Genomic DNA, 20,289 nt, shown 5'->3' with positions numbered 1-20,289 from the left:
TGATCTTGTCCTTGCATATGACCCTATTTCACTGAAGGTGGAACATGTCTCCGACTGCACAGGAAATATCTGAGAAGGAACCGATCTCGGACGTCAAGAAGTACGTCGCCGAGGGCATCGGCACGTTCGTCTTGGTGTTCACATCGGTGGGCACCGCGGTGATCGCGGGCGACAAGGTCGGCAACCTCGGCGTCGCCCTGGCGTTCGGCCTCACCCTGCTCTTCCTCGTGTATTCGATCGGACCCATCTCGGGCTGCCACGTGAACCCGGCCGTCACCTTCGGGCACTTCCTGCTCGGCCGCATATCCGTGGCCAAGGCGGGCCTGTACGTGGCCGCCCAGGTTCTCGGCGGCGTGCTCGCCGGCGTCGTCCTCTACTCGGTGGCCAAGTCGCTGCCCTCCTACAACCGCGCCGCGTCGGGGCTCGGTGCGAACGGGTGGGGTGCGCACAGCCCGTCGGCGATCAAGGGTCCGCTGGGCATCGGGGTGCTGGAGAACGGGTACGGCCTCGCCGCGATGATCGTGATCGAGGTGCTCCTCACCGCGCTGCTGGTGTTCGTGGTCATGGCCTCGACCGACCAGATCTCGGACGTGCCGCTGGCGGGCATCTCGATCGGCTTCACCCTCGCGGTGATCCACCTGGTGTCGATCCCGATCGACAACACCTCGGTGAACCCGGCCCGCAGCATCGCGGTGGCGCCCTACCAGGATGGCGCGCTCGGCCAGCTGTGGGCGTTCATCGTGTTCCCGCTGATCGGCGGCGCGCTCGGCGCGCTGGCCTACCGCGGGGTGTTCGGTCGATACGACCGGATCAACATCTAGCGGGACCCGAACCCACGATCCGAAGGACCCCCGACGCGGATAGCGTCGGGGGTCCTTCGTCCGTGTCGCGGCGTCGCGTTTGTTCAAGCGCGGTGTCGGTGGACCGTCCTACGCTGCATGTCATGCAGGCAGACAGCACCTTCTCCGTGACCTCGTTCGAACCGACCGAGTACACCTCCCCGATCCAGACCGGACTCGACGTCGGGTACACGTACATGACCAAGACCTTCACCGGCGACATCGAAGGCACCTCGCGGACCCAGTTCACCTCCGCGTTCTCCCAGGAGACCGGCGTGGGCACCTACCTCGCGATGGAATCGTTCGAGGGGTCGATCGGCGACCGCCGCGGCACCTTCAACTTCGCGCACATGGCCACCACGGACGGCGCCGACCGCAGCCACCACCAGCTCGTCGTGGTCCCCACCAGCGGGACCGGCGACCTGGCGGGGATCACCGGGACCGGCGAGCTTCTCGTCGACGCGGACGGCACCCACCGGCTGCGGCTCGACGTGGAGTTCGCCGGCAACTGATCAGGGTGGCGGGCCGGAAGTGCCTCAGCTCCAGCTGAAGTCGGCCCGCAGGCGGGTCGCGACCTGCTCGAACCGGCGCTGATCGAGGATGGCGCCCTCGCGGCGGATGCCGGCCTCGGGGACGTCGAGCACCCGGTCGAGGCGCACCCAGCTCGGGCGGCCGGCGCTGTCCCAGGAGCCGGCGCCGACTCCCATCCAGTTCCGGTCGCCGTCCCGATCGGCGTTCGAGGACAGCATCAGGCCGAGCAGGGTCTCGCCGTCGCGCCCGACGACCAGGACCGGCCGGTCCTTGCCCTGGTGTGCGTCCTCCTCGTAGGTCACCCAGGTCCACACGACCTCGCCCGGGTCGGCCCGGCCGTCGAGGTCGGGGGAGTACTCGACCCGGCGGGCGCGGTGCGCGGTCGGCACCGCGGTGGAGGACACCGGTCGTCCGGGCTTGAGGGGCGGCTTCGGCGTCGGGGCCTGCTCGACACGGGCCTTGCCGGGCAACACTCCCGAGCGTTGCAGCTCCTTGAACAGGCGGGGGCCCTCGCGCAGCGCGATGCTCCCGAGTTGCTTGCCGATCTGCGTCCAGCTTCGTGCCATGCGTCCAACCTATCTGCGCGGCGCGGATCGGCATCGATCGGCCGCATCGGATCCACGCAACGGGCTGCACCATCCGATTTCGATACCTCTGGGTCCTTCTGTAGCGGGTGCTGCCGGACGAGAATGGACTCGTCAGGATTTCCCGGCGATGTCGGGAACAATCCAAGGATTGGGAGAGATCATGCTCGGCCTCTTTTTGGGTCTGGGCAGCACCGCCCTCGCGCTGGGTCTGGGTGTGGGCTTAGCCCTCACCATCGGACTCGCCCTCGGCAGCGCGGCGCTCGGGCTCGGCTTGCTGATCAGCGACGCAGCCATCAAATACGACATCGACGAACTCGAAGACTGACCGACACATCGTCGGCGACCTCATCGTCATGGGGTGATATGCCAACCGAGGATCCAACTTCACAACTGCGCGGCTTCACAACTGCGCGGCAGGGGCGCTGAATATGCTTGTGCGCGTTGTCATGCGCCGAGAGCGGCCGACAACAGCTGCCAGGACGCATGCAGGTCGTCCTGCCAGTAGCCCCACGAGTGACTGCCCGGTGCGCCGAGTTCGACGGTGGCGGGGATCCCGAGCGCTGCGAGCCGGTCGGCCAGCTGGCGGGTGCACTGATCGGTGGCCGCTTCGATGACGCCACCCACCGCAACCTGGGCGCCCAATGCGATGGGGTTGCCGCCGATCCGGGGATTGTCGAGGGTGTCGTGTGGACCCGGTAACCCGGTCCGGTTGGAGATGTACAACGCGATCCCGCGCAGCCTCTCGGCCTGCAGATACGCGTCGTTGGCCACCCAATCGGGGTCCGTGTAGGGACCCCACATGTTCGTCGTGGCGCCACCCCCGGCCCCAACTACCAGCTCCACATACGCGCGGCCCGGAGGAGCGCTCGTGTGCGCACAGCCGCTGAATGCGGCAGCGCCCCGATACAGGGACGGCGCCATCTCCGCGAGCGTCAACACCGCGCTGCCCGACGTGGACAGCCCGGCAATTGCGTTGCGCCCGTTCGCGCCCAGCGTCGCATCGACGATCGGCGGGAGTTCCCTGGTGAGGAAGGTGGTCCACTTGTTCACCCCGAGCGCCGGGTCTGGCCGCTGCCAGTCGGTGTAGTAGCTGAACTTCCCCCCGACCGGAGTGACCACGTTGACGTTCTTGTCCGCGAAGAAGGCGACCGCGTCGGACTGCGCCTGCCAGGTTGCCGCGTCCTCACCCCCGCCTGCGCCGTTGAGCAGGTACAGCGTCGGTCGCGGTGAGGAGGTGTCGGCCGGGCGGATCACCTCCAACTGGATCGTCCTGTCCATCGCCGCGGAGTGGACGTACACGTTCCACTGCCGGCCGCCGGTCCTGTCGATGTGATCGAGATACGAGCCTGTCCCGCTCTGGAGCGCCGAGCGATCGGGGCTCGCCGCGGCGGGCGACCCCCCGGCCAGCCACGAGGTGGCGACGATCAGCACGACAAGCTGCGCCCACCATCGGGGACTCGTGACCGCTGCGCACCTGACCTGTTCATGGATCATGCGCCACCACACTCCCTCAGACCGCACGCATCGGATAGCTGAGTGCACCACTCAACGGCGAGGAACTCTGACCACGATCATCTCGCATTCGCAGGCCCGAAGGAATGCTCTTGGCAGGTGCATCGGCGAAGATGGTGGCTCACTATCTCGGCCGGGCATCGGCAGCTGTCACACTAGACGTCTACGCACACCTGTGGTCCGGCGACGACGATCGCGCGCGGGACGCAATGGATATGGTTCTGGTGCGGGACCAGTGCGGGACGGACACACCGGCCGGTGCAGCTTCAGTGAGTGAGTGAGATGAGGAAAAGGGCTTGACCAGCAACTTTGCGGAGACCACCTTCACGGATCCCACGCGGATCCGGAACTTCTGCATCATCGCGCACATCGACCACGGCAAGTCGACTCTCGCGGACCGGATGCTGCAGCTCACCGGAGTGGTCGATCCGCGGCAGATGCGCGCCCAGTACCTGGACCGGATGGACATCGAGCGCGAGCGCGGCATCACCATCAAGGCGCAGAACGTGCGGCTGCCCTGGGTCGTCGAGAACGAGGACGGCACCAAGGAAGAGATCGTCCTGCACCTGATCGACACGCCCGGTCACGTCGACTTCACCTACGAGGTGTCCCGCGCGCTGGAGGCCTGCGAGGGCGCCGTGCTGCTGGTGGACGCCGCGCAGGGCATCGAGGCGCAGACGCTGGCGAACCTGTACCTGGCGATGGAGAAGGACCTCACCATCATCCCGGTGCTCAACAAGATCGACCTGCCCGCGGCCGATCCCGACCGCTACGCCGAGGAGATCGCGCACATCACCGGGTGTGAGCCGGGCGACGTGCTGCGGGTCTCGGGCAAGACCGGTGTCGGCGTCAAGGAACTGCTCGACGAGGTCGTCAAGAAGGTCCCGGCTCCGGTCGGGAACGCGGACGGCCCTGCGCGCGCGATGATCTTCGACTCCGTGTACGACGCGTACCGCGGCGTGGTCACCTACGTCCGCGTGGTGGACGGGCGGATCACCCCGCGCGAGAAGATCACCATGATGTCCACCGGCACCACCCACGAGCTGCTCGAGGTCGGCATCATCTCGCCCGAGCCCAAGCCGAGCATCGGCCTCGGTGTCGGCGAGGTGGGCTACCTGATCACCGGCGTCAAGGACGTCCGCCAGTCCCGTGTCGGCGACACCGTCACCGCCGCGCGCAACGGCGCCACCGAGCCGCTCGTCGGCTATCGCGATCCCAAGCCGATGGTGTACTCCGGCCTGTACCCGATGGACGGCTCCGACTACCCGGTGCTGCGCGACGCGCTCGACAAGCTGCGGCTCAACGACGCGGCGCTGGCGTACGAGCCGGAAACCTCTGTGGCCCTTGGGTTCGGTTTCCGCTGCGGGTTCCTCGGGCTGCTGCACATGGAGATCACCCGGGACCGGCTCGAGCGCGAGTTCGGCCTCGACCTCATCTCGACGGCGCCCAACGTGGTCTACCGCGTGGTGATGGAGGACGGCTCCGAGCACGAGGTCACCAACCCGTCGTACTGGCCGGAGGGCCGGGTGCGCGAGGTGTACGAGCCGATGGCCAAGTGCACCGTCATCGCGCCGAGCGAGTACACCGGCCCGATCATGGAGCTGTGCCAGAGCCGTCGCGGCGAGCTCGGCGGCATGGACTACCTCTCCGAGACCCGGGTCGAGCTGCGCTACACGCTGCCGATGGGCGAGATCATGTTCGACTTCTTCGACTCGCTGAAGTCGCGCACCAAGGGCTACGCCAGCCTCGACTACGAGGAGTCCGGCGAGCAGCAGGCCGCCCTGGTGAAGGTGGACATCCTGCTGCAGGGCGAGGCGGTCGACGCGTTCAGCGCGATCGTGCACAAGGACGCCGCGTTCGCCTACGGCAACAAGATGACCACCAAGCTGCGCGAGCTGATCCCGCGCCAGCAGTTCGAGGTGCCGATCCAGGCCGCGATCGGCGCGAAGATCATTGCGCGCGAGAACATTCGCGCGATCCGCAAGGACGTGCTCGCCAAGTGCTACGGCGGCGACATCAGCCGTAAGCGCAAGCTGCTCGAGAAGCAGAAGGAGGGCAAGAAGCGGATGAAGACCATCGGTCGTGTCGAGGTCCCGCAGGAGGCCTTCGTGGCGGCGCTGTCCAACGAGTCGGTGGCGGACAAGCCGAAGAAGTAGGCGCCGCGCGCACAGGCGGCGTAGCCGCGACAGGAGAGGAATCGGCATGCTCGAGACCTGGCTGACCAGGGAACTGCGGATCGAGGTGCCGATCCTCGGCGCGCCGATGGGCGGCAGGGCAGGCGGCGAACTGACCGGCGAGGTGTCCAAGGCGGGGGGCCTCGGGCTGCTCGGCGCGGCGCGGTACGCGACCCCGCAGTGGGTGGCCGAGGAGGCGGCGGTGGCCCGCCGCATCGGCGGGCGGTTCGGCGTCGGGCTGATGACGTGGGCACTCGACGACGACGACACCCTGCTCGACGCGGCGCTGGCTGAGGAGCCGGTGCTGGTGTCGCTGTCCTTCGGCGACCCGGCCGCCTACGTGCCGCGGGTGCACGCCGCGGGTATCCCTGTCGTGTCCCAGGTGAACACGCTCGAGGACCTGCGGGTCGCCGAGGCTGCCGGGGTGGACCTGGTGATCGCCCAGGGCGGCGAGGCGGGCGGGCACACCGGCCAGATCGGCACCCTGCCGCTGCTGCAGGAACTGCTCGACGCGACGGACCTGCCGGTGGTCGCGGCCGGTGGCATCGGAACGGGGCGCGGGCTGGCGGCGGTCATCGCCGCGGGCGCGGAGGGCGCGCTGATCGGCACCGCCCTGCTGGCCAGCCCGGAGACCATCGGACCCGGCTATGCCCGCGAGCGGGTGGTCGAGGCAGGCAGCGCCGACACCGTGTACACCTCCGTCTTCGATCAGGCCCGTAGTCAGCCGTGGCCGAGCCGCTGGGGCGGCCGGGCGATCGCGAACGAGTTCACCGAGGCCTGGCACGGCGCCGACGGGTCCGAGGAGACCCTCGCGGAGGCCTACGACCCGAACGACCCCGACCTCGGCGTCGTGTACGCCGGTGAGGCCGTCGGCCTGGTGCACTCGGCCCGTCCGGCGGGCGAGGTCGTTCGGTGGATCGCGGACGATGCGGAGCGGCTGCTACGCCGGTTTGCCTGACGAAGCCCTGGCGGGCCGACCCGCGGCGTTCTCAGGTCGGGCCGTGCGCGGGCTGGAAGGTACCGGTGTCGCCGGCCTCCTCGGCCCTGATCACGTGCACCACCGCGTTGATCAGCGCCAGGTGGGTGAAGGCCTGGGGGAAGTTCCCCAGGTGCCTGCCGGTCCGCGGATCGATCTCCTCGGCATACAGCTTGAGAGGGCTGGCGAACCCGAGCAGCCGCTCGCACAGGCGCTTGGCGCGTGACAGTTCGCCGATCTCGACCAGCGCCGACACCAGCCAGAACGAGCAGATGGTGAACGTGCCCTCCTCGCCGGACAGGCCGTCGTCGGTGGTCTCCACCCGGTACCGCAGCACCAGACCGTCGTCGGTCAACTCGTCGGCGATGGCAAGCACGGTGGCGCGCACCCGGTGGTCGTGCGAGGGCAGGAAGCGCAGCAACGGCACCAGCAGCAGCGAGGCGTCGAGCGAATCGTCGCCGTAGCGCTGTGTGAAGACGCCCCGGTCGTCCACCCCGTGTTCGAGGATGTCGTCCTTGATCTCGTCGGCGATCCGCGCCCACTGCTCGGCATACGCCTTCTCGCCGTGCAGGATCGCCAGCTTGCTGCCGCGGTCGAGGGCCACCCAGCACATCACCTTCGAGGAGGTGAAGTGCTGCGGTTCGCCGCGCACCTCCCAGATCCCGCGGTCGGGCTGACGCCAATGCTCGATCGCCTCCTCGACCTGCCGTTTGAGCAGCGGCCACAGCGATTCGGGGACCCGGTCGCGCGAGCGCACGTGCAGGTACACCGAGTCGAGCATGGTGCCCCAGATGTCGTGCTGGTTCTGGTTGTATGCGCCGTTGCCGATGCGCACCGGGCGGGCCCCGTCGTATCCGGACAGGTGGCCGAGCTCCTCCTCCTCGAGGGTCTTCTCGCCGCCGATCCCGTACATCACCTGCAGCGGGTTCGGGTGACCGTCCTCGGACCGGGACACGTCGTAGATGAACGAGAAGAAGTCGTTGGCCTCCCGGTCGAGGCCGAGGGTGTACAGGCCCCACAGCGCGAAGGTGGAGTCGCGCACCCACGCGTAGCGGTAGTCCCAGTTGCGCTCGCCGCCAGGGGTTTCCGGCAGGGAGGTGGTGCAGGCGGCGAGCAGCGCACCGGTCGGGCTGTAGGTCAGGCCCTTGAGGGCGAGCGCGCTGCGCTGCAGGTAGCCGCGCCACGGGTGGTCGGGGAAGCGGCCGATGGTGATCCACTGGCGCCAGCACTCCGCGGTCTGCCACATCTTGTCCGCGGCCTCCTCGAAGGTGCCGGGCGCGGGCACGTCCGCCCAGGACAGGGCGACGAAGCCGTTGTCGCCCTCCCGCATCCGGGTCCGGATCCGCGCCTCGCGGCCCTCGAGTCCGAGTTTGAAGTTCGTGGTCAGCCGCAGGGTGGGGTGCGCGCCGAGGATGCTGCCGTCGCAGGTGGCGGTGGCCTCCTCGTAGACCTTGCCCGTGTACTCCCACTTCGCGGCGGCGCGGTGATAGTCGAAGGCGGGCTCGCAGCTCATCTCCAGCTCGATGGTCCCGCTGACACACTTGATCGTGCGCAACAGGATGCCCTCGGCGTCCCAGTCGGTCGGGGTGCGCCGATGGGTCTTCGAGCGCTCCTGGGTGTTGTGCCACGGGCCCATCACCAGGGCATCACGCACGATGAGCCAGCCGGTCTCGGTCTGCCACGTGGTCTCGACGATCAGGCCGCCCGGCAGGTAGCGCCTGGCCGCGGGCACGTTCTGTCCGTAGGGGCCGATCCGGAAGTGACCCGCGCTCCGATCGAGGACCGCACCGAAGACGCTCGGCGAATCCGGGCGGGGCACACACATCCACTCGACCGAGCCGTTGCGGGCGATCAGGCAGGTGGTCTCGCAGTCGGAGAGAAAGGCGTAGTCGTCGATGGGCGGGAAGGTGCTGCGATGGTGCTCCAGGTCGATGCGCGCAGGCAGGTTCGCGGGCACCATCTCGCCGTTTGTGAGCGCCTCGGTGTCATCGAGTGGGGCCATCTGATCATCGAGTGGGGCCATCTCATCATCATCTGCCCGACGGGCGTGGGCGTCCACCGGAGTGGGGGCGATAGGCTGACCGGGTGACACAGATTGCCAGCTGGTGGGACGGACTCGAGCTCTGGGTGATCGGGCTGCCCTTCATCCCGCAGCTGATCCTCGTGATGGCGGTGATGATGCCGCTCGCGATCGGGATCGCCAGCGGCGCCGACCTGCTGCTCGCCAGGATCTTCGTGCTGCTCGGCCGGGACTCGGCCCCCGCCTCCGCCACCGAGGACGGTGCCCGCTGATGCCCCGTTCGCGTGTCACCCTCGCCCTCATCGCGCTGATGCTCCTGGTCCTGATCGGCTGGCTGCTGACCAGGTAGTGGAACGGTGCCGGCTCCAGTTCGATCGGGGCCGGTAGCTCTGCTACATTCGTGCGCGTGTCTGCAACCGCCGTGCACCAGGTCCGCCATGAACTGGCGTTGATCGCTGTCGGCATGCTTGCGGTCGCCGATATCGACTGTTGTCGATTCCCGTAGCCGCACGAGCCACCTGAGCCGCGGCCGGACCGCCCCACGTAGCGGGCGACAACCCCAATTCTGTGTCACCGTGAGACCACGCCGTTGCCGGTAGTGGTCCCGCGCTGCGGTCTGAGGACCGGACACCACCTCCTTGCCCTCGTGGCACACCTGTGAAAGGCAATTCACATGAGCGCGCGCTCTCGCATCACCCGTTCCGGCCTCCTGCTGGCCGCCGCCGTCACCGCCGGCTCGATCGCACTGACCGCGTGCAGCGGCGGCTCGAGCGACACCGTCGGCGCCGAGGGTGGATCGAGCGACGGCAGCGGGGGCACCGTCAGCCTGTTCGCCTACGCGGTCCCCAAGCCCGGCTACGACAAGCTGATCCCCGCCTTCAACGAGACCGAGGCCGGCAAGAACGTCGAGTTCCAGCAGTCCTACGGCGCCTCCGGTGACCAGTCCCGCAAGGTCAAGGACGGCGCCCAGGCCGACTTCGTCAACTTCTCCGTCGAGCCCGACATCACCCGCCTCGTCGACGCGGGCCTGGTGAGCGAGGACTGGAACAAGGACGCCTACAACGGGATCCCGTTCGGCTCGGTCGTGACGGTGGTGGTCCGCGAGGGCAACCCGAAGGGCATCAAGGACTGGGACGACCTGCTCCAGCCCGGCCTCGAGGTGGTCACGCCCAACCCGTTCAGCTCGGGCTCGGCGAAGTGGAACCTCTTGGCGCCGTACGCCGCCAAGAGCGACGGCGGCAAGAACCCGCAGGCCGGACTCGACTACCTGAACACGCTCGTCACCGATCACGTGAAGGTTCAGCCGAAGTCCGGTCGCGAGGCCACCGAGACCTTCCTGCAGGGCACCGGCGACGTGTTGCTGAGCTACGAGAACGAGGCCCTGTTCGCCGAGCGCAACGGGGACCCGGTCGAGCACGTCACCCCGCCGGTCACATTCAAGATCGAGAACCCGGTCGCCGTGATCAAGAGCAGCCAGAACCTCGAGAAGGCCAACGCGTTCAAGGACTTCCTCTTCACCACCGAGGGCCAGAAGCTGTGGGCCGAGGCCGGATTCCGTCCGGTCGATCCCGGTGTCGCCGCCGAGTTCGCGGCCGACTTCCCTGCGCCCACGAAGCTGTGGACGATCGCGGACCTCGGCGGCTGGAAGGCCGTCGACGAGAGCCTGTTCAAGAAGGAAACCGGCTCCATCGCCACGATCTACGACAACGCCACCAAGTAATCTGACCGTGACCAGCACTACAGAAACAACGACGGGGGGACTGGTGTCCGAGTCCGTAGGACAGCAGTCGACCGAGACCGGTCCCCCCGCTCGGCCCACCCGCCCGAAGAAGCGCAAGTGGACCGCCGTGACCGGCACCGTTGGCCCGCTTGGCATCGGCGTCGCGATGCTCTGGCTCAGCGTCATCGTGCTGCTCCCGCTCGCGGCGCTGACGGTGACCTCGTTCGAGGACGGCCTCAGCGGGTTCTGGGAGGCCGTGACCAGCCCGGTCGCGCTGGCCTCGCTGCGCGTGACCGTCACGGTCTCGGCGGTCGTCGCCCTCATCAATGTGGTGATGGGCACCCTGATCGCCTGGGTGCTGGTCCGCGACGAGTTCCCCGGTAAGCGATTCGTCAACGCGCTCATCGATCTCCCGTTCGCGTTGCCGACCATCGTGGCGAGCATCGTGCTGCTGGCGCTGTACGGCCCGAACAGCCCGATCGGTGTGCAGCTCAACGCGACCCAGCCCGGCCTCGTCGTCGCGCTGGCGTTCGTCACGCTGCCGTTCGTGGTCCGGTCGGTGCAGCCGGTGCTGATCGAGACCGACCGGGAGGTGGAGCAGGCCGCCGCGTCCCTCGGCGCGAGCAACTGGACCATCTTCCGGAAGGTGGTGCTGCCGATCCTGTCGCCCGCGATCATCAGCGGCGCGGGCCTGGCGTTCGCCAGGGCGATCGGCGAGTACGGCTCGGTCGTGCTGATCGGCGGGAACATCCCGCGCGAGACGCAGGTGACCTCGCAGTACATCCAGCAGCAGATCGAGATCGACCGGCCGGTCAACGCCGCCGCGGTGTCGGTGGCGCTGCTGGCGATCGCCTTCGTCACCCTGTTGGTGTTGCGGGTGCTCTCGAGCCGCAGCCAGCGACGTGAGGAGCAGGCCCAGTGAACCTCTCGACCGGATCGAAGCTCGGGATGCGGGTCGTCGCGCTCGGCTACCTGTTCTTCCTGCTGCTGGTGCCGATCGGCGTCATCCTGTGGCGCACCTTCGAGCGGGGCATCGGCGCCTTCATCGAGGCGATCTCCACCCCGGCGGCGATCTCGGCGCTGAACCTCTCGCTGCTGATCGTGGCCATCGTCGTGCCGATCAACGTGATCTTCGGCATCGTCACGGCCCTGGCGCTGGTCCGGGGACGGTTCCCGGGCCGCGGCCTGATGCAGGCGGTCGTTGACCTGCCGTTCGCGGTCTCGCCGATCGTCGTCGGCGTCTCGCTGATCCTGCTGTGGGGCGTCAACGGCTGGTTCGGCGTCCTGGACGAGGCAGGGTTCCGGGTGATCTTCGGCCTGCCAGGCATGGTGCTGGCCACCATCTTCGTCACGCTGCCGTTCGTGGTCCGCGAGGTCGAACCGGTGCTGCACGAGATCGGCGACGAGCAGGAGCAGGCCGCCGCGACCCTCGGCGCCTCCAAGTGGCAGACCTTCTGGCGGATAACCCTGCCCGCGATCCGCTGGGGCCTGACCTACGGCGTGGTGCTCACCGTTGCCCGTTCGCTCGGCGAGTTCGGCGCGGTGATCATGGTGTCCTCGGGGTTCCCCGGCGTCTCCCAGACCCTGACCCTGCTCGTGCACTCGCGCTACATCGACGATCACAACACCTTCGGGGCCTACTGCGCGGCGACGCTGCTGATGGGGATCGCGCTGGTGACCCTGCTGCTGATGACGCTGCTCGACCGCAAGAGGAGCAACACATGATTTCCGTGATCGGCGCCAACAAGAACTTCGGCGACTTCGCCGCCCTCGACAACCTGTCGCTGGACATCCCGGCCGGCTCCCTGACCGCGCTGCTCGGTCCGTCCGGGTCCGGCAAGTCGACCCTGCTGCGGTCGATCGCCGGGCTGGAGAACCCGGACTCGGGGACCATCACGATCGGGGGCAAGGACGTCACCGGTGTGCCGCCGCAGAAGCGCGACATCGGCTTCGTGTTCCAGCACTACGCGGCGTTCAAGCACATGACCGTTCGCGACAACGTCGCGTTCGGGCTGAAGATCCGCAAGCGTCCGAAGCCCGAGATCGACAAGAAGGTCAACGAGCTGCTCGAGATCGTCGGTCTCGACGGTTTCCAGCACCGCTACCCGGCCCAGCTCTCCGGCGGCCAGCGGCAGCGCATGGCGCTGGCCCGCGCGCTCGCCGTCGACCCGCAGGTGCTGCTGCTCGACGAGCCGTTCGGTGCGCTCGACGCCAAGGTCCGCGAGGACCTGCGGACCTGGCTGCGGCGGCTGCACGACGAGGTGCACGTGACCACCGTGCTGGTCACCCACGACCAGGAGGAGGCGCTCGACGTCGCCGACCGGATCGCGGTGCTGAACAAGGGGCGGATCGAGCAGGTCGGCACCCCTCGGGACCTGTACGACACGCCCGCGAACGACTTCGTGATGTCGTTCCTCGGCCCGGTGGCCAAGCTGAACGGCCAGCTGGTCCGCCCGCACGACATCCGCGTCGGGCGCGACCCCAGCATGGCGGTCGCGCAGAAGGCAGGCACCGCGGAGTCCGCGGGTGTCACCCGGGCGACGGTCGAGCGGGTGGTGCACCTCGGCTTCGAGGTGCGGGTGGAGCTGCGCAACGCCGCCACCGGCGACCTGTTCGCGGCCCAGGTGACCCGCGGCGACAGCGAGGCGCTGCAGCTCAAGGAGGGCGAGACCGTCTACGCCCGCGCCACCCTGATCCCGAACATCCCGGCCTAGGCCGCTCCGCGGCCCGTGCGCGGTTGACGAGTCCAGACACTCGTCAACCGCGCACAGGCGGCGAAGCCGCCTACTATTTTCCTGCACGTGTCGATTCGACCGGGTTCCGTTCGTCGTCATTGAGTACGGCACCTCGCCGCACGATGAAACGACAGGAGTCGAACCATGAAGTACATGATGCTGATCAACGCGGCCTCCACCGATCCCGTCGCGAACGGGTGCACCCCGGAGGACTGGATGGTCTACGACAAGCAGGTCAGCGAGGCGGGCATCTTCGTGTCCGGGGAATCGCTCGCGGACCTGACGACCGCCACGGCGGTCCGGGTCGACGCGGATGGGCAGCGGACCGTCACCGACGGACCGTTCGCGGAGAGCCGCGAGGTCCTGGGCGGCTTCTACGTGATCGACGTGCCGAACCTCGACGTCGCGCTCGACTGGGCGGCCCGCTGCCCCGGCGCCCGCGGCGGCGGATCGGTCGTGGTGCGGCCGATCGCCGACTTCGGCGAGTGACCGCGATGGACGAGCGGGCCGCGGCCGAATCGTCCGTGGAGGCCGTGTTCCGGGAGGAACGCGGCCGGCTGCTGGCCTCGCTCGTCCGCCGGTTCGGCGACCTCGACCTGGCCGAGGAGGTCACCTCGGAGGCCATCGAGGCCGCGCTGGTGCACTGGCCGGTGGACGGCGTTCCTGCCAGGCCCGGCGCCTGGCTGATGACGACGGCGCGGCGGCGGGCGGTCGACCGGCTGCGGCGGGACCAGGCCTATGCGGCCCGGCTCGCCGTCCTGCAGGTCGAGTCCGACCGGGCGGACCCGGCCCCGCCCGCCGACGCGCTCGCCGACCTGCCCGACGACCGGCTGCAGCTGTTCTTCACCTGCACCCACCCGGCGCTCGCGGACGAGGACAGGGCCGCGCTGACCCTGCGCTGCCTGGCCGGGCTGACGACGCCGGAGGTGGCCAGGGCGTTCCTCGTCCCGACCGCGACGATGGCGCAGCGAATCGTGCGGGCCAAGAAGAAGATCCGGCAGGCAAGGATCCCGTTCCGGGTACCGGGCGCCGACGAATTGCCGGACCGCCTGCCCGGGGTGCTCGGGGTGATCTACTCGATCTTCACGGAGGGTTACGCGGCCAGCTCGGGTCCCGACCTGCAGCGCCTCGACCTCGCGGAGGAGGCGATCCGGCTCGCCCGGATCCTGCGGCGGCTGCTGCCCGCCGAGCGCGAGGTCGCCGGGTTGCTGGCGCTGATGCTGCTGATCCACGCCCGCCGCGACGCGCGGACCGGGCCGGGCGGCGAGCTGGTGCTGCTCGACGACCAGGACCGCAGCCACTGGGACCGCGGGGCCATCGAGGAGGGCGGCGCCCTGGTGGTCGTCGCGCTGACCGGCGGCCCGCCGGGCGTGTACGGGGTGCAGGCGGCCATCGCGGCCCTGCACGACGAGGCCGCGGACGTCGCGACCACGGACTGGCCGCAGGTCGTGGCGCTCTACGACGTGTTGCTCGCGCTGGCGCCGTCGCCGGTGGTGGCGCTGAACCGGGCGGTGGCGGTGGCGATGCGGGACGGACCGGAGGCGGGGCTGACCCTGCTCGACGGGCTGGCGGGGGAGGCGCGGCTGCGGGGCTACCACCCGTACGCGGTCGCCCGCGCGGACCTGCTGCAGCGGCTCGGCCGGTTCCCGGAGGCCGCGGCGGCCTACCGTGCGGCGCTGGAGACGGTCGGCACCGACGCCGAACGGGAGCACCTGCGGCGCAGGCTCGACGAGGTCGAGCGGCCGGGTTAGGCGGAGAGTTCGACCCGGGCGGCGGCGATCCGCTCGACGCCCGCGGCGTACCGGTCGAGTGCGACCTCCGCGAGCAGGGGGTGGGCGCCGATCACGTCGGCCTGCAGCGATTCCGGGGCGCAGTCCTCGGCGGACCGGCCGATCCGGTCGGTGAGCAGGCCGGGCGCGAGGAACCACGGTGCGACGACGATGGACCGCGCGCCGCGGGCCCGCAGCGCCGAGACGGCCTGCGGCACGCCGGGTCCGGTGGTCGCGAAGCAGACCTCGACGCCTGCCCAGCCGGTGCCGGCCAGCAGCCGCGGGCCGATGCGGGTGGTGAGTTCGTTGGCGGTCTCCGAGGACGAGCCGACCGCGGCCAGCACGACCCCGACCTCGGGATTGCCGAGATCGGTTCCCGTCTGGGTGATGCGGTCGCGCACGGCGGAGACCAACCGGTGGTCGTCGCCGAGCACCTCGGCCTGCACGAGGTCGAGCTCGGGGTGCCTGCGATGGCCCGCCGCGAGCAGCGCGGGCAGGTCCACCCGCGCGTGGAACGCGCTGCCCAGCAGCAGCGGCACCACGACGGCGGACGAATGTCCCTTGGCGGCAACCGCATCGATCGCCTGATCCACCGACGGGGCGGACAGGTCCAGGAAACAGAGGCGGACGTCCAGGTCGGGGCGCGACGCCCGGATGCCGTCCACCGCGGCCGCGACCGCCCGCGCGGAGCGGGGGTCGCGGCTGCCGTGGGCCACCGCGATCAGCGGCGCCGGGACGGGCATCGGGGACGCGTGCGTCCCGACCTGGATGTCGAACACGACGCTAGACGCGGGCGAGCTCGATGGCGGCGATCGCGTCGCCGACCAGGCCGGCCGCGAGGGTGTTGCCACCCGCCGGGTCGATCAACAGGAAGCTGCCGGTGTGCCGGTTGACCGTGTAGTCGTCCGCCACGATCGGCTCCGCGACGCGCACCGAGATCTTGCCGATCTCGTTGAGCTCGAGGGTGTCCGGGCTCTGCGCCGTGGTGAGGTCCTGCTCGTCGAACCGCTCGACGATGCCGCCGACAATCGCCTGCGTGGTGCGGGTGCCGTGCTTGAGCAGCAGGCGGGCACCGGGGCGCAGCGGCTTCTCGGCGAGCCAGCAGACCGTCGCCTCGAACTCGCCGATCGGCTCGGGCGCGTCCTCGATCGAGGCGATGGTGTCGCCGCGCGAGACGTCGACGTCGTCGGCCAAGATCAGCGTGACGCTGCGTCCCGCGTTCGCGACGTCGAGCTCACCGTCGGCGGTGTCGACGCGCTCGACGGTGGTGCGGGTGCCGGACGGCAGGATCACCACCTCGTCGCCCGGGCGGACCGAACCCGCGGCGACCTGACCGGCGTAGCCGCGGTAGTCGAGGAAGTCGGCGGTGCGCGGCCGGATCACGTACTGGACCGGGAAACGCAGGCCCACCCGGTGCGGCTCGGCGTCCACCGGGATCGACTCGAGGTGCTCGATCAGGGTGGGGCCGTTGTAGTACGGGGTGTTCTCGGAGCGGACGGCCACGTTGTCGCCGTGCAGCGCGGAGACCGGGATCTCCACGACGTCCTCGGATGCCCACCCCAGCGAGGTGGTGAGCGCGTTGAACTCCTCGGAGATGTCCGCGAACACCTGGGCCGGGTTCTCGACCAGGTCGATCTTGTTGACCGCGAGCACCAGCTTCGGCACGCCGAGCAGCGCGAGCACGGCGGCGTGCTTGCGGGTCTGCGAGATGACGCCCTTGCGCGCGTCGACGAGCAGGATCACCAGCTGCGCGGTGGACGCGCCGGAGACGGTATTTCGGGTGTACTGCACGTGGCCCGGGGTGTCCGCGAGCACGAAGGTGCGGTTGGGTGTCGCGAAGTAGCGGTACGCCACGTCGATGGTGATGCCCTGCTCACGCTCCGCGCGCAGGCCGTCGACCAGCAGCGACAGGTCCGGGGTGTCGAGCCCACGGTCGACCGACGCGCGGGTGACGGCGTCGATCTGGTCGGCGAGAACGGATTTCGTGTCGTACAGCAGCCGGCCCACCAGGGTGGACTTGCCGTCGTCGACGCTGCCCGCGGTGGCGAGCCTCAACAGGTCGCTCATCAGAAGTAGCCCTCTCGCTTGCGGTCTTCCATGGCCGCTTCGGAAACTCGGTCGTCGCCACGGGTGGCACCGCGTTCGGTCAATCGGGACGCCGCGACCTCCGCGAGGATGGCCTCGTTGTCGGCCGCCTCCGAGAGCACGGCGCCGGTGGTGGAGCCGTCGCCGACGGTGCGGTAGCGCACCGAGAGGTTCTGCACCTCCTCGCCTTCCCGCGGTCCGCCCCAGACGCCGGAGGTCATCCACATGCCGTCGCGCTGGTACACCTCGCGCTGGTGGGCGTAGTAGATGCTGGCCAGTTCCACGTTGTCGCGGGCGATGTACCGCCAGATGTCGAGCTCGGTGAAGTTGCTCAGCGGGAATACGCGGACCTGCTCGCCGGGGGAGTGCTTGCCGTTGTACAGGTTCCACAGTTCGGGACGCTGCTTCTTCGGGTCCCACTGGCCGAACGCGTTGCGCAGCGAGAAGATCCGCTCCTTGGCGCGGGCGCGCTCCTCGTCGCGGCGGGCGCCGCCGAACACCGCGTCGAAGCGGTTCTCGGCGATGGCGTCCAGCAGCGGCACCGTCTGCAGCGGGTTGCGGATGCCGTCGGGCCGCTCGGTGAGCCGGCCGTCGGCGAGGTAGTCCTCGACCTTGGCCACGTGCAGGCGCAGGTTGTACTTCTCGACCACGTGGTCGCGGAAGTCCAGCACCTCCTGCAGGTTGTGCCCGGTGTCCACGTGCAGCAGCGCGAAGGGCAGCGGCGCGGGCCAGAAGGCCTTGATCGCCAGGTGCAGCAGCACGGTGGAGTCCTTGCCGCCGGAGAACAGGATCACCGGGCGCTCGAACTCGCCTGCCACCTCACGGAAGATGTGGATGGCCTCGGACTCGAGGGCAGCGAGCGTGTCGAAGTCGGTGCCGTCGAGTTGCGGTCGGATGTCGGTCAGTTCAGCAGTCATGAGGCGTGCAACCCGCATTCTGTCTTGGCGTTACCGGCCCACCGTCCGCTGCGCGGATCGGAGCCGGGGGCTGGCTTGGCGGTGCACGGCGCGCACCCGATTGATGGATAGCCTTCGTCGACAAGCGGATTCACCAGGATCGAGTGCTTGTCGATGTAGGCCTGCATGTCGTCGTCGGACCACGCGGCGATCGGGTTGATCTTCACGAGCCCGAACGCGTCGTCGAACGAGATCAGCGGGGCGTTGGCGCGGGTGGGGGACTCGACCCGGCGGATGCCGGTCACCCAGGCCTTGTATCCGGCGAGCGACTTCTTCAGCGGCGCGACCTTGCGCAGTGCGCAGCAGCGGCCGGGGTCGCGGGCGAACAGGTCCTTGCCCTCCGCCGCGTCCTGCTCGGCGACGCTGGCCTCGGCCTGGACGTTGATGACGTTCACCCCGTACACCGCCTCGACCGCGTCGCGGGTGCCGATGGTCTCCGCGAAGTGGTAGCCGGTCTCGAGGAACAGCACGTCGACGCCGGGGTGCACCTGGGCGGCCAGGTGCACCAGGACGCCGTCCTGCATGTTCGACGCGACGATGAAGTCGGTCCCGAACGTGTCCTCGGTCCACTGCAGCAGTTCCTGCGCGGACGCGCCGTCGAGGCTCGCCGCCGCTTGCTCGGCGAGCGCGCGCAGGTCGTCCGCGGTCGCGGTGGCCAGATCCAATGTGGTCAACGGAGATCCCCCTCGTCTGCTCGGACGGCCCACTCGGCGAAGCGTTCGCCCGCATTGCGGTGCTTGACGAACTGCCGGACCACCCGGTCGATGTAATCGCCCATCTCGGTGCTGGCGACCTTGTGCTGACGCAGCTTGCGGCCGAAGGCCACGTCGAATCCGAGGCTGCCTCCCAGGTGAACCTGGAAGCCCTCCACCTGATTCCCCTCACCGTCGTCGATGAGCATGCCCTTGAAGCCGATGTCCGCGACCTGCGAGCGGGCGCAGGAGTTGGGGCAGCCGTTGATGTTGATGGTGATCGGCACGTCGAGCTGCGCGTTGATGTCCGCGAGTCGCTGCTCGAGCTCGGGCACCAGCACCTGCGAGCGCTTGCGGGTCTCGGCGAACGACAGCTTGCAGAACTCGATGCCGGAGCAGGCCATCAGGTTCTGCCGCCAGTGCGACGGGCGGGCGGGCAGGCCCAGCTCGTCGAGGTCGGCGATCAGCTGATCGAGCTTGTCGTCGGCGACGTCGAGGATGATCAGCTTCTGGTACGGCGTGAAGCGGATCTTGTCGCTGCCTGCCTTCTCGGCGGCGTCGGCGACCTTCGCGAGGATGGTGCCGGACACCCGGCCCGCGATCGGCGCGAAGCCGACGGCGTTGAGGCCATTGCGGGTCTTCTGCACGCCGACGTGGTCGATCGGCCGCTTGGGCTGCTCGGGCGCGGGGCCGTCGATCAGCTTCCGCTTGAGGTACTCGGTCTCGAGCACCTCCCGGAACTTCTCGATGCCCCAGTCCTTGATGAGGAACTTCAGCCGCGCCTTGGACCGCAGCCGGCGGTAGCCGTAGTCGCGGAAGATCGAGACCACGGCCTCCCACACGTCCGGCACCTCGTCGAGCGGCACCCAGACGCCGACGCGCTGCGCCAGCATCGGGTTCGTCGAGAGCCCGCCGCCGACCCACAGGTCGAGGCCGGGGCCGTGCTCGGGATGGTTGACGCCGATGAAGGCGACGTCGTTGATCTCGTGCACCACGTCCTGCTGGCCGGAGATCGCGGTCTTGAACTTGCGCGGCAGGTTCGAGTACTCGGGCTTGCCGATGTAGCGGCGGACGATCTCGTCGATCGCCGGGGTCGGGTCGAGGACCTCGTCGAGGGACTCGCCTGCCAGCGGGGACCCGAGGACGACGCGCGGGCAGTCGCCGCAGGCCTCGGTGGTCTTGAGGCCGACGGACTCGAGCCGCTTCCAGATCTCGGGGACGTTCTCGACCTCGATCCAGTGGTACTGGACGTTCTCGCGGTCGGAGAGGTCGGCGGTGTCGCGGCCGAACTCGGTGGAGATGCCCGCGATGGTGCGCAGCTGCTCGACGTTGAGCGCGCCTGCGTCGCAGCGCACCCGCATCATGAAGTACTTGGCCTCGAGCAGATCGATGTTCTCGTCACCGGTGAAGGTGCCGTCGTAACCCTGCTCACGCTGGGTGTAGAGGCCCCACCAGCGCATCCGGCCGCGCAGGTCGGACTTGTCGATGCTGTCGAATCCCTGCTTCGAGTAGATGTTCTCGATGCGGGCGCGGACGTTGAGCGGGTTGTCGTCCTTCTTGGCCTGCTCGTTGGCGTTCAGCGGCTCGCGGTAGCCGAGGGCCCACTGGCCCTCGGCACGGCGCTTGGCCGGCCGCGGCGCGCGGGCGGGAGGAGGAGTGTCGACACTTTGCGACATCGGAGGCGCTCCAGAAT

Annotated in this window: 21 protein-coding genes; 13 read left to right on the top strand and 8 right to left on the bottom strand. The window is 69.1% G+C overall.

All coding sequences use genetic code 11. From position 1 onward, the window contains the following. Positions 1-44 precede the first annotated feature (44 nt). Together ABIC28_RS25975 and ABIC28_RS25970 are read left to right on the top strand one after the other, a co-directional pair. On the top strand, positions 45-821 hold the full coding sequence (locus ABIC28_RS25975; protein WP_209926786.1) for an aquaporin: 777 nt from the start codon (positions 45-47) through the stop codon (positions 819-821). Between the two features lie 122 nt (positions 822-943). After that, a complete protein-coding gene (locus ABIC28_RS25970) occupies positions 944-1,351 on the top strand; it encodes a DUF3224 domain-containing protein (RefSeq protein ID WP_097211391.1) in 408 nt (135 codons plus the stop codon). 24 nt (positions 1,352-1,375) lie between these two features. Here the strand turns inward: ABIC28_RS25970 and ABIC28_RS25965 are convergent, their stop codons facing one another. Continuing rightward, a complete protein-coding gene (locus ABIC28_RS25965; RefSeq protein ID WP_097211390.1) occupies positions 1,376-1,936 on the bottom strand; it encodes a type II toxin-antitoxin system PemK/MazF family toxin in 561 nt (186 codons plus the stop codon). Here ABIC28_RS25965 and ABIC28_RS25960 point away from each other — a divergent pair. Continuing rightward, positions 1,935-2,282, top strand: a complete 348-nt coding sequence (locus ABIC28_RS25960; protein WP_143548430.1) for a hypothetical protein — start codon at positions 1,935-1,937, stop codon at positions 2,280-2,282. The genes ABIC28_RS25965 and ABIC28_RS25960 overlap by 2 nt on opposite strands. Before the next feature lie 119 nt (positions 2,283-2,401). Here the strand turns inward: ABIC28_RS25960 and ABIC28_RS25955 are convergent, their stop codons facing one another. After that, a complete protein-coding gene (locus ABIC28_RS25955; RefSeq protein WP_354581606.1) occupies positions 2,402-3,451 on the bottom strand; it encodes an alpha/beta hydrolase in 1,050 nt (349 codons plus the stop codon). 314 nt (positions 3,452-3,765) lie between these two features. Between ABIC28_RS25955 and lepA the strand changes: the two genes are divergently transcribed. Both lepA and ABIC28_RS25945 read left to right on the top strand, forming a co-directional pair. Next, positions 3,766-5,625: a translation elongation factor 4 gene (gene lepA, locus ABIC28_RS25950; RefSeq protein WP_209926785.1), complete on the top strand. Its 1,860-nt coding sequence runs from the start codon at positions 3,766-3,768 to the stop codon at positions 5,623-5,625. A 46-nt stretch (positions 5,626-5,671) separates the two neighbouring features. Beyond that, positions 5,672-6,601, top strand: a complete 930-nt coding sequence (locus tag ABIC28_RS25945; RefSeq protein WP_097211387.1) for an NAD(P)H-dependent flavin oxidoreductase — start codon at positions 5,672-5,674, stop codon at positions 6,599-6,601. 31 nt (positions 6,602-6,632) lie between these two features. Here ABIC28_RS25945 and ABIC28_RS25940 read toward each other — a convergent pair whose 3' ends face one another. Next, positions 6,633-8,579 (bottom strand): glycoside hydrolase family 15 protein, encoded by a 1,947-nt coding sequence (locus ABIC28_RS25940; protein WP_097211530.1) that lies wholly within the window; start codon positions 8,577-8,579, stop codon positions 6,633-6,635. Between the two features lie 125 nt (positions 8,580-8,704). Here ABIC28_RS25940 and ABIC28_RS25935 point away from each other — a divergent pair, with 125 nt between their 5' ends. The 8 genes from ABIC28_RS25935 (at position 8,705) to ABIC28_RS25900 (ending at position 14,845) form a co-directional block, all read left to right on the top strand. Next, positions 8,705-8,911, top strand: coding sequence for a hypothetical protein (locus ABIC28_RS25935; RefSeq protein WP_097211386.1), 207 nt, complete (start codon positions 8,705-8,707; stop codon positions 8,909-8,911). Between the two features lie 128 nt (positions 8,912-9,039). After that, positions 9,040-9,144 carry an Ms4533A family Cys-rich leader peptide gene (locus tag ABIC28_RS25930; RefSeq protein ID WP_354581603.1) on the top strand — a complete coding sequence of 35 codons (105 nt, stop codon included), beginning with the start codon at positions 9,040-9,042 and terminating at the stop codon, positions 9,142-9,144. Between the two features lie 168 nt (positions 9,145-9,312). Next, the gene (locus tag ABIC28_RS25925) at positions 9,313-10,359 is read left to right on the top strand and encodes a sulfate ABC transporter substrate-binding protein (RefSeq protein ID WP_354581601.1); all 1,047 of its coding nucleotides are present in this window, start codon (positions 9,313-9,315) and stop codon (positions 10,357-10,359) included. Position 10,360: 1 nt separating this feature from the next. Continuing rightward, a complete protein-coding gene (cysT, locus tag ABIC28_RS25920) occupies positions 10,361-11,281 on the top strand; it encodes a sulfate ABC transporter permease subunit CysT (protein ID WP_373560248.1) in 921 nt (306 codons plus the stop codon). A gap of 26 nt (positions 11,282-11,307) precedes the next feature. Further along, positions 11,308-12,084: a sulfate ABC transporter permease subunit CysW gene (gene cysW, locus ABIC28_RS25915; protein WP_245221511.1), complete on the top strand. Its 777-nt coding sequence runs from the start codon at positions 11,308-11,310 to the stop codon at positions 12,082-12,084. Further along, positions 12,081-13,073 carry a sulfate/molybdate ABC transporter ATP-binding protein gene (locus tag ABIC28_RS25910; RefSeq protein ID WP_027499945.1) on the top strand — a complete coding sequence of 331 codons (993 nt, stop codon included), beginning with the start codon at positions 12,081-12,083 and terminating at the stop codon, positions 13,071-13,073. The genes cysW and ABIC28_RS25910 overlap by 4 nt, the downstream gene beginning before the upstream one ends. 165 nt (positions 13,074-13,238) lie before the next feature. Then, positions 13,239-13,583, top strand: a complete 345-nt coding sequence (locus ABIC28_RS25905; RefSeq protein ID WP_354581598.1) for a YciI family protein — start codon at positions 13,239-13,241, stop codon at positions 13,581-13,583. Positions 13,584-13,588: 5 nt separating this feature from the next. Continuing rightward, complete coding sequence (locus tag ABIC28_RS25900) at positions 13,589-14,845, top strand: RNA polymerase sigma factor (protein ID WP_354581632.1); 1,257 nt, start codon at positions 13,589-13,591, stop codon at positions 14,843-14,845. Here the strand turns inward: ABIC28_RS25900 and ABIC28_RS25895 are convergent. Genes ABIC28_RS25895 through ABIC28_RS25875 form a run of 5 tightly spaced genes read right to left on the bottom strand, consistent with a single transcriptional unit; the run spans position 14,842 to position 20,272 of the window. Beyond that, on the bottom strand, positions 14,842-15,606 hold the full coding sequence (locus ABIC28_RS25895) for a sirohydrochlorin chelatase (protein ID WP_354581630.1): 765 nt from the start codon (positions 15,604-15,606) through the stop codon (positions 14,842-14,844). The genes ABIC28_RS25900 and ABIC28_RS25895 overlap by 4 nt on opposite strands. Positions 15,607-15,646: 40 nt before the next feature. Further along, positions 15,647-16,930 (bottom strand): sulfate adenylyltransferase subunit 1, encoded by a 1,284-nt coding sequence (locus ABIC28_RS25890; RefSeq protein ID WP_097211383.1) that lies wholly within the window; start codon positions 16,928-16,930, stop codon positions 15,647-15,649. Beyond that, positions 16,930-17,865, bottom strand: a complete 936-nt coding sequence (cysD, locus tag ABIC28_RS25885; protein ID WP_077042056.1) for a sulfate adenylyltransferase subunit CysD — start codon at positions 17,863-17,865, stop codon at positions 16,930-16,932. The genes ABIC28_RS25890 and cysD overlap by 1 nt, the downstream gene beginning before the upstream one ends. Further along, complete coding sequence (locus ABIC28_RS25880) at positions 17,862-18,569, bottom strand: phosphoadenylyl-sulfate reductase (protein WP_209928998.1); 708 nt, start codon at positions 18,567-18,569, stop codon at positions 17,862-17,864. The genes cysD and ABIC28_RS25880 overlap by 4 nt, the downstream gene beginning before the upstream one ends. A gap of 5 nt (positions 18,570-18,574) precedes the next feature. After that, positions 18,575-20,272, bottom strand: a complete 1,698-nt coding sequence (locus ABIC28_RS25875) for a nitrite/sulfite reductase (protein WP_027499952.1) — start codon at positions 20,270-20,272, stop codon at positions 18,575-18,577. Positions 20,273-20,289 lie beyond the last annotated feature (17 nt).

The organism is Rhodococcus sp. PvR044 (assembly GCF_040548995.1).
Taxonomy (GTDB): domain Bacteria; phylum Actinomycetota; class Actinomycetes; order Mycobacteriales; family Mycobacteriaceae; genus Rhodococcus_G; species Rhodococcus_G oryzae.
The sequence above is the reverse complement of the archived record's forward strand: the minus strand, read 5'-3'. Positions and strand labels throughout refer to the sequence as shown.

Coding starts and splice junctions, on each gene's coding strand:
- ABIC28_RS25900 (WP_354581632.1), top strand. CDS start 13,589: ATGGACGAGCGGGCCGCGGCCGAATCGTCCGTGGAGGCCGTGTTCCGG.
- ABIC28_RS25960 (WP_143548430.1), top strand. CDS start 1,935: ATGCGTCCAACCTATCTGCGCGGCGCGGATCGGCATCGATCGGCCGCA.
- cysD (WP_077042056.1), bottom strand. CDS start 17,865: ATGACTGCTGAACTGACCGACATCCGACCGCAACTCGACGGCACCGAC.
- cysW (WP_245221511.1), top strand. CDS start 11,308: ATGCGGGTCGTCGCGCTCGGCTACCTGTTCTTCCTGCTGCTGGTGCCG.
- ABIC28_RS25975 (WP_209926786.1), top strand. CDS start 45: ATGTCTCCGACTGCACAGGAAATATCTGAGAAGGAACCGATCTCGGAC.
- ABIC28_RS25890 (WP_097211383.1), bottom strand. CDS start 16,930: ATGAGCGACCTGTTGAGGCTCGCCACCGCGGGCAGCGTCGACGACGGC.
- ABIC28_RS25965 (WP_097211390.1), bottom strand. CDS start 1,936: ATGGCACGAAGCTGGACGCAGATCGGCAAGCAACTCGGGAGCATCGCG.
- ABIC28_RS25875 (WP_027499952.1), bottom strand. CDS start 20,272: ATGTCGCAAAGTGTCGACACTCCTCCTCCCGCCCGCGCGCCGCGGCCG.
- ABIC28_RS25925 (WP_354581601.1), top strand. CDS start 9,313: ATGAGCGCGCGCTCTCGCATCACCCGTTCCGGCCTCCTGCTGGCCGCC.
- ABIC28_RS25940 (WP_097211530.1), bottom strand. CDS start 8,579: ATGGTGCCCGCGAACCTGCCTGCGCGCATCGACCTGGAGCACCATCGC.
- ABIC28_RS25905 (WP_354581598.1), top strand. CDS start 13,239: ATGAAGTACATGATGCTGATCAACGCGGCCTCCACCGATCCCGTCGCG.
- ABIC28_RS25945 (WP_097211387.1), top strand. CDS start 5,672: ATGCTCGAGACCTGGCTGACCAGGGAACTGCGGATCGAGGTGCCGATC.
- ABIC28_RS25910 (WP_027499945.1), top strand. CDS start 12,081: ATGATTTCCGTGATCGGCGCCAACAAGAACTTCGGCGACTTCGCCGCC.
- ABIC28_RS25895 (WP_354581630.1), bottom strand. CDS start 15,606: ATGCCCGTCCCGGCGCCGCTGATCGCGGTGGCCCACGGCAGCCGCGAC.
- ABIC28_RS25970 (WP_097211391.1), top strand. CDS start 944: ATGCAGGCAGACAGCACCTTCTCCGTGACCTCGTTCGAACCGACCGAG.
- ABIC28_RS25955 (WP_354581606.1), bottom strand. CDS start 3,451: ATGATCCATGAACAGGTCAGGTGCGCAGCGGTCACGAGTCCCCGATGG.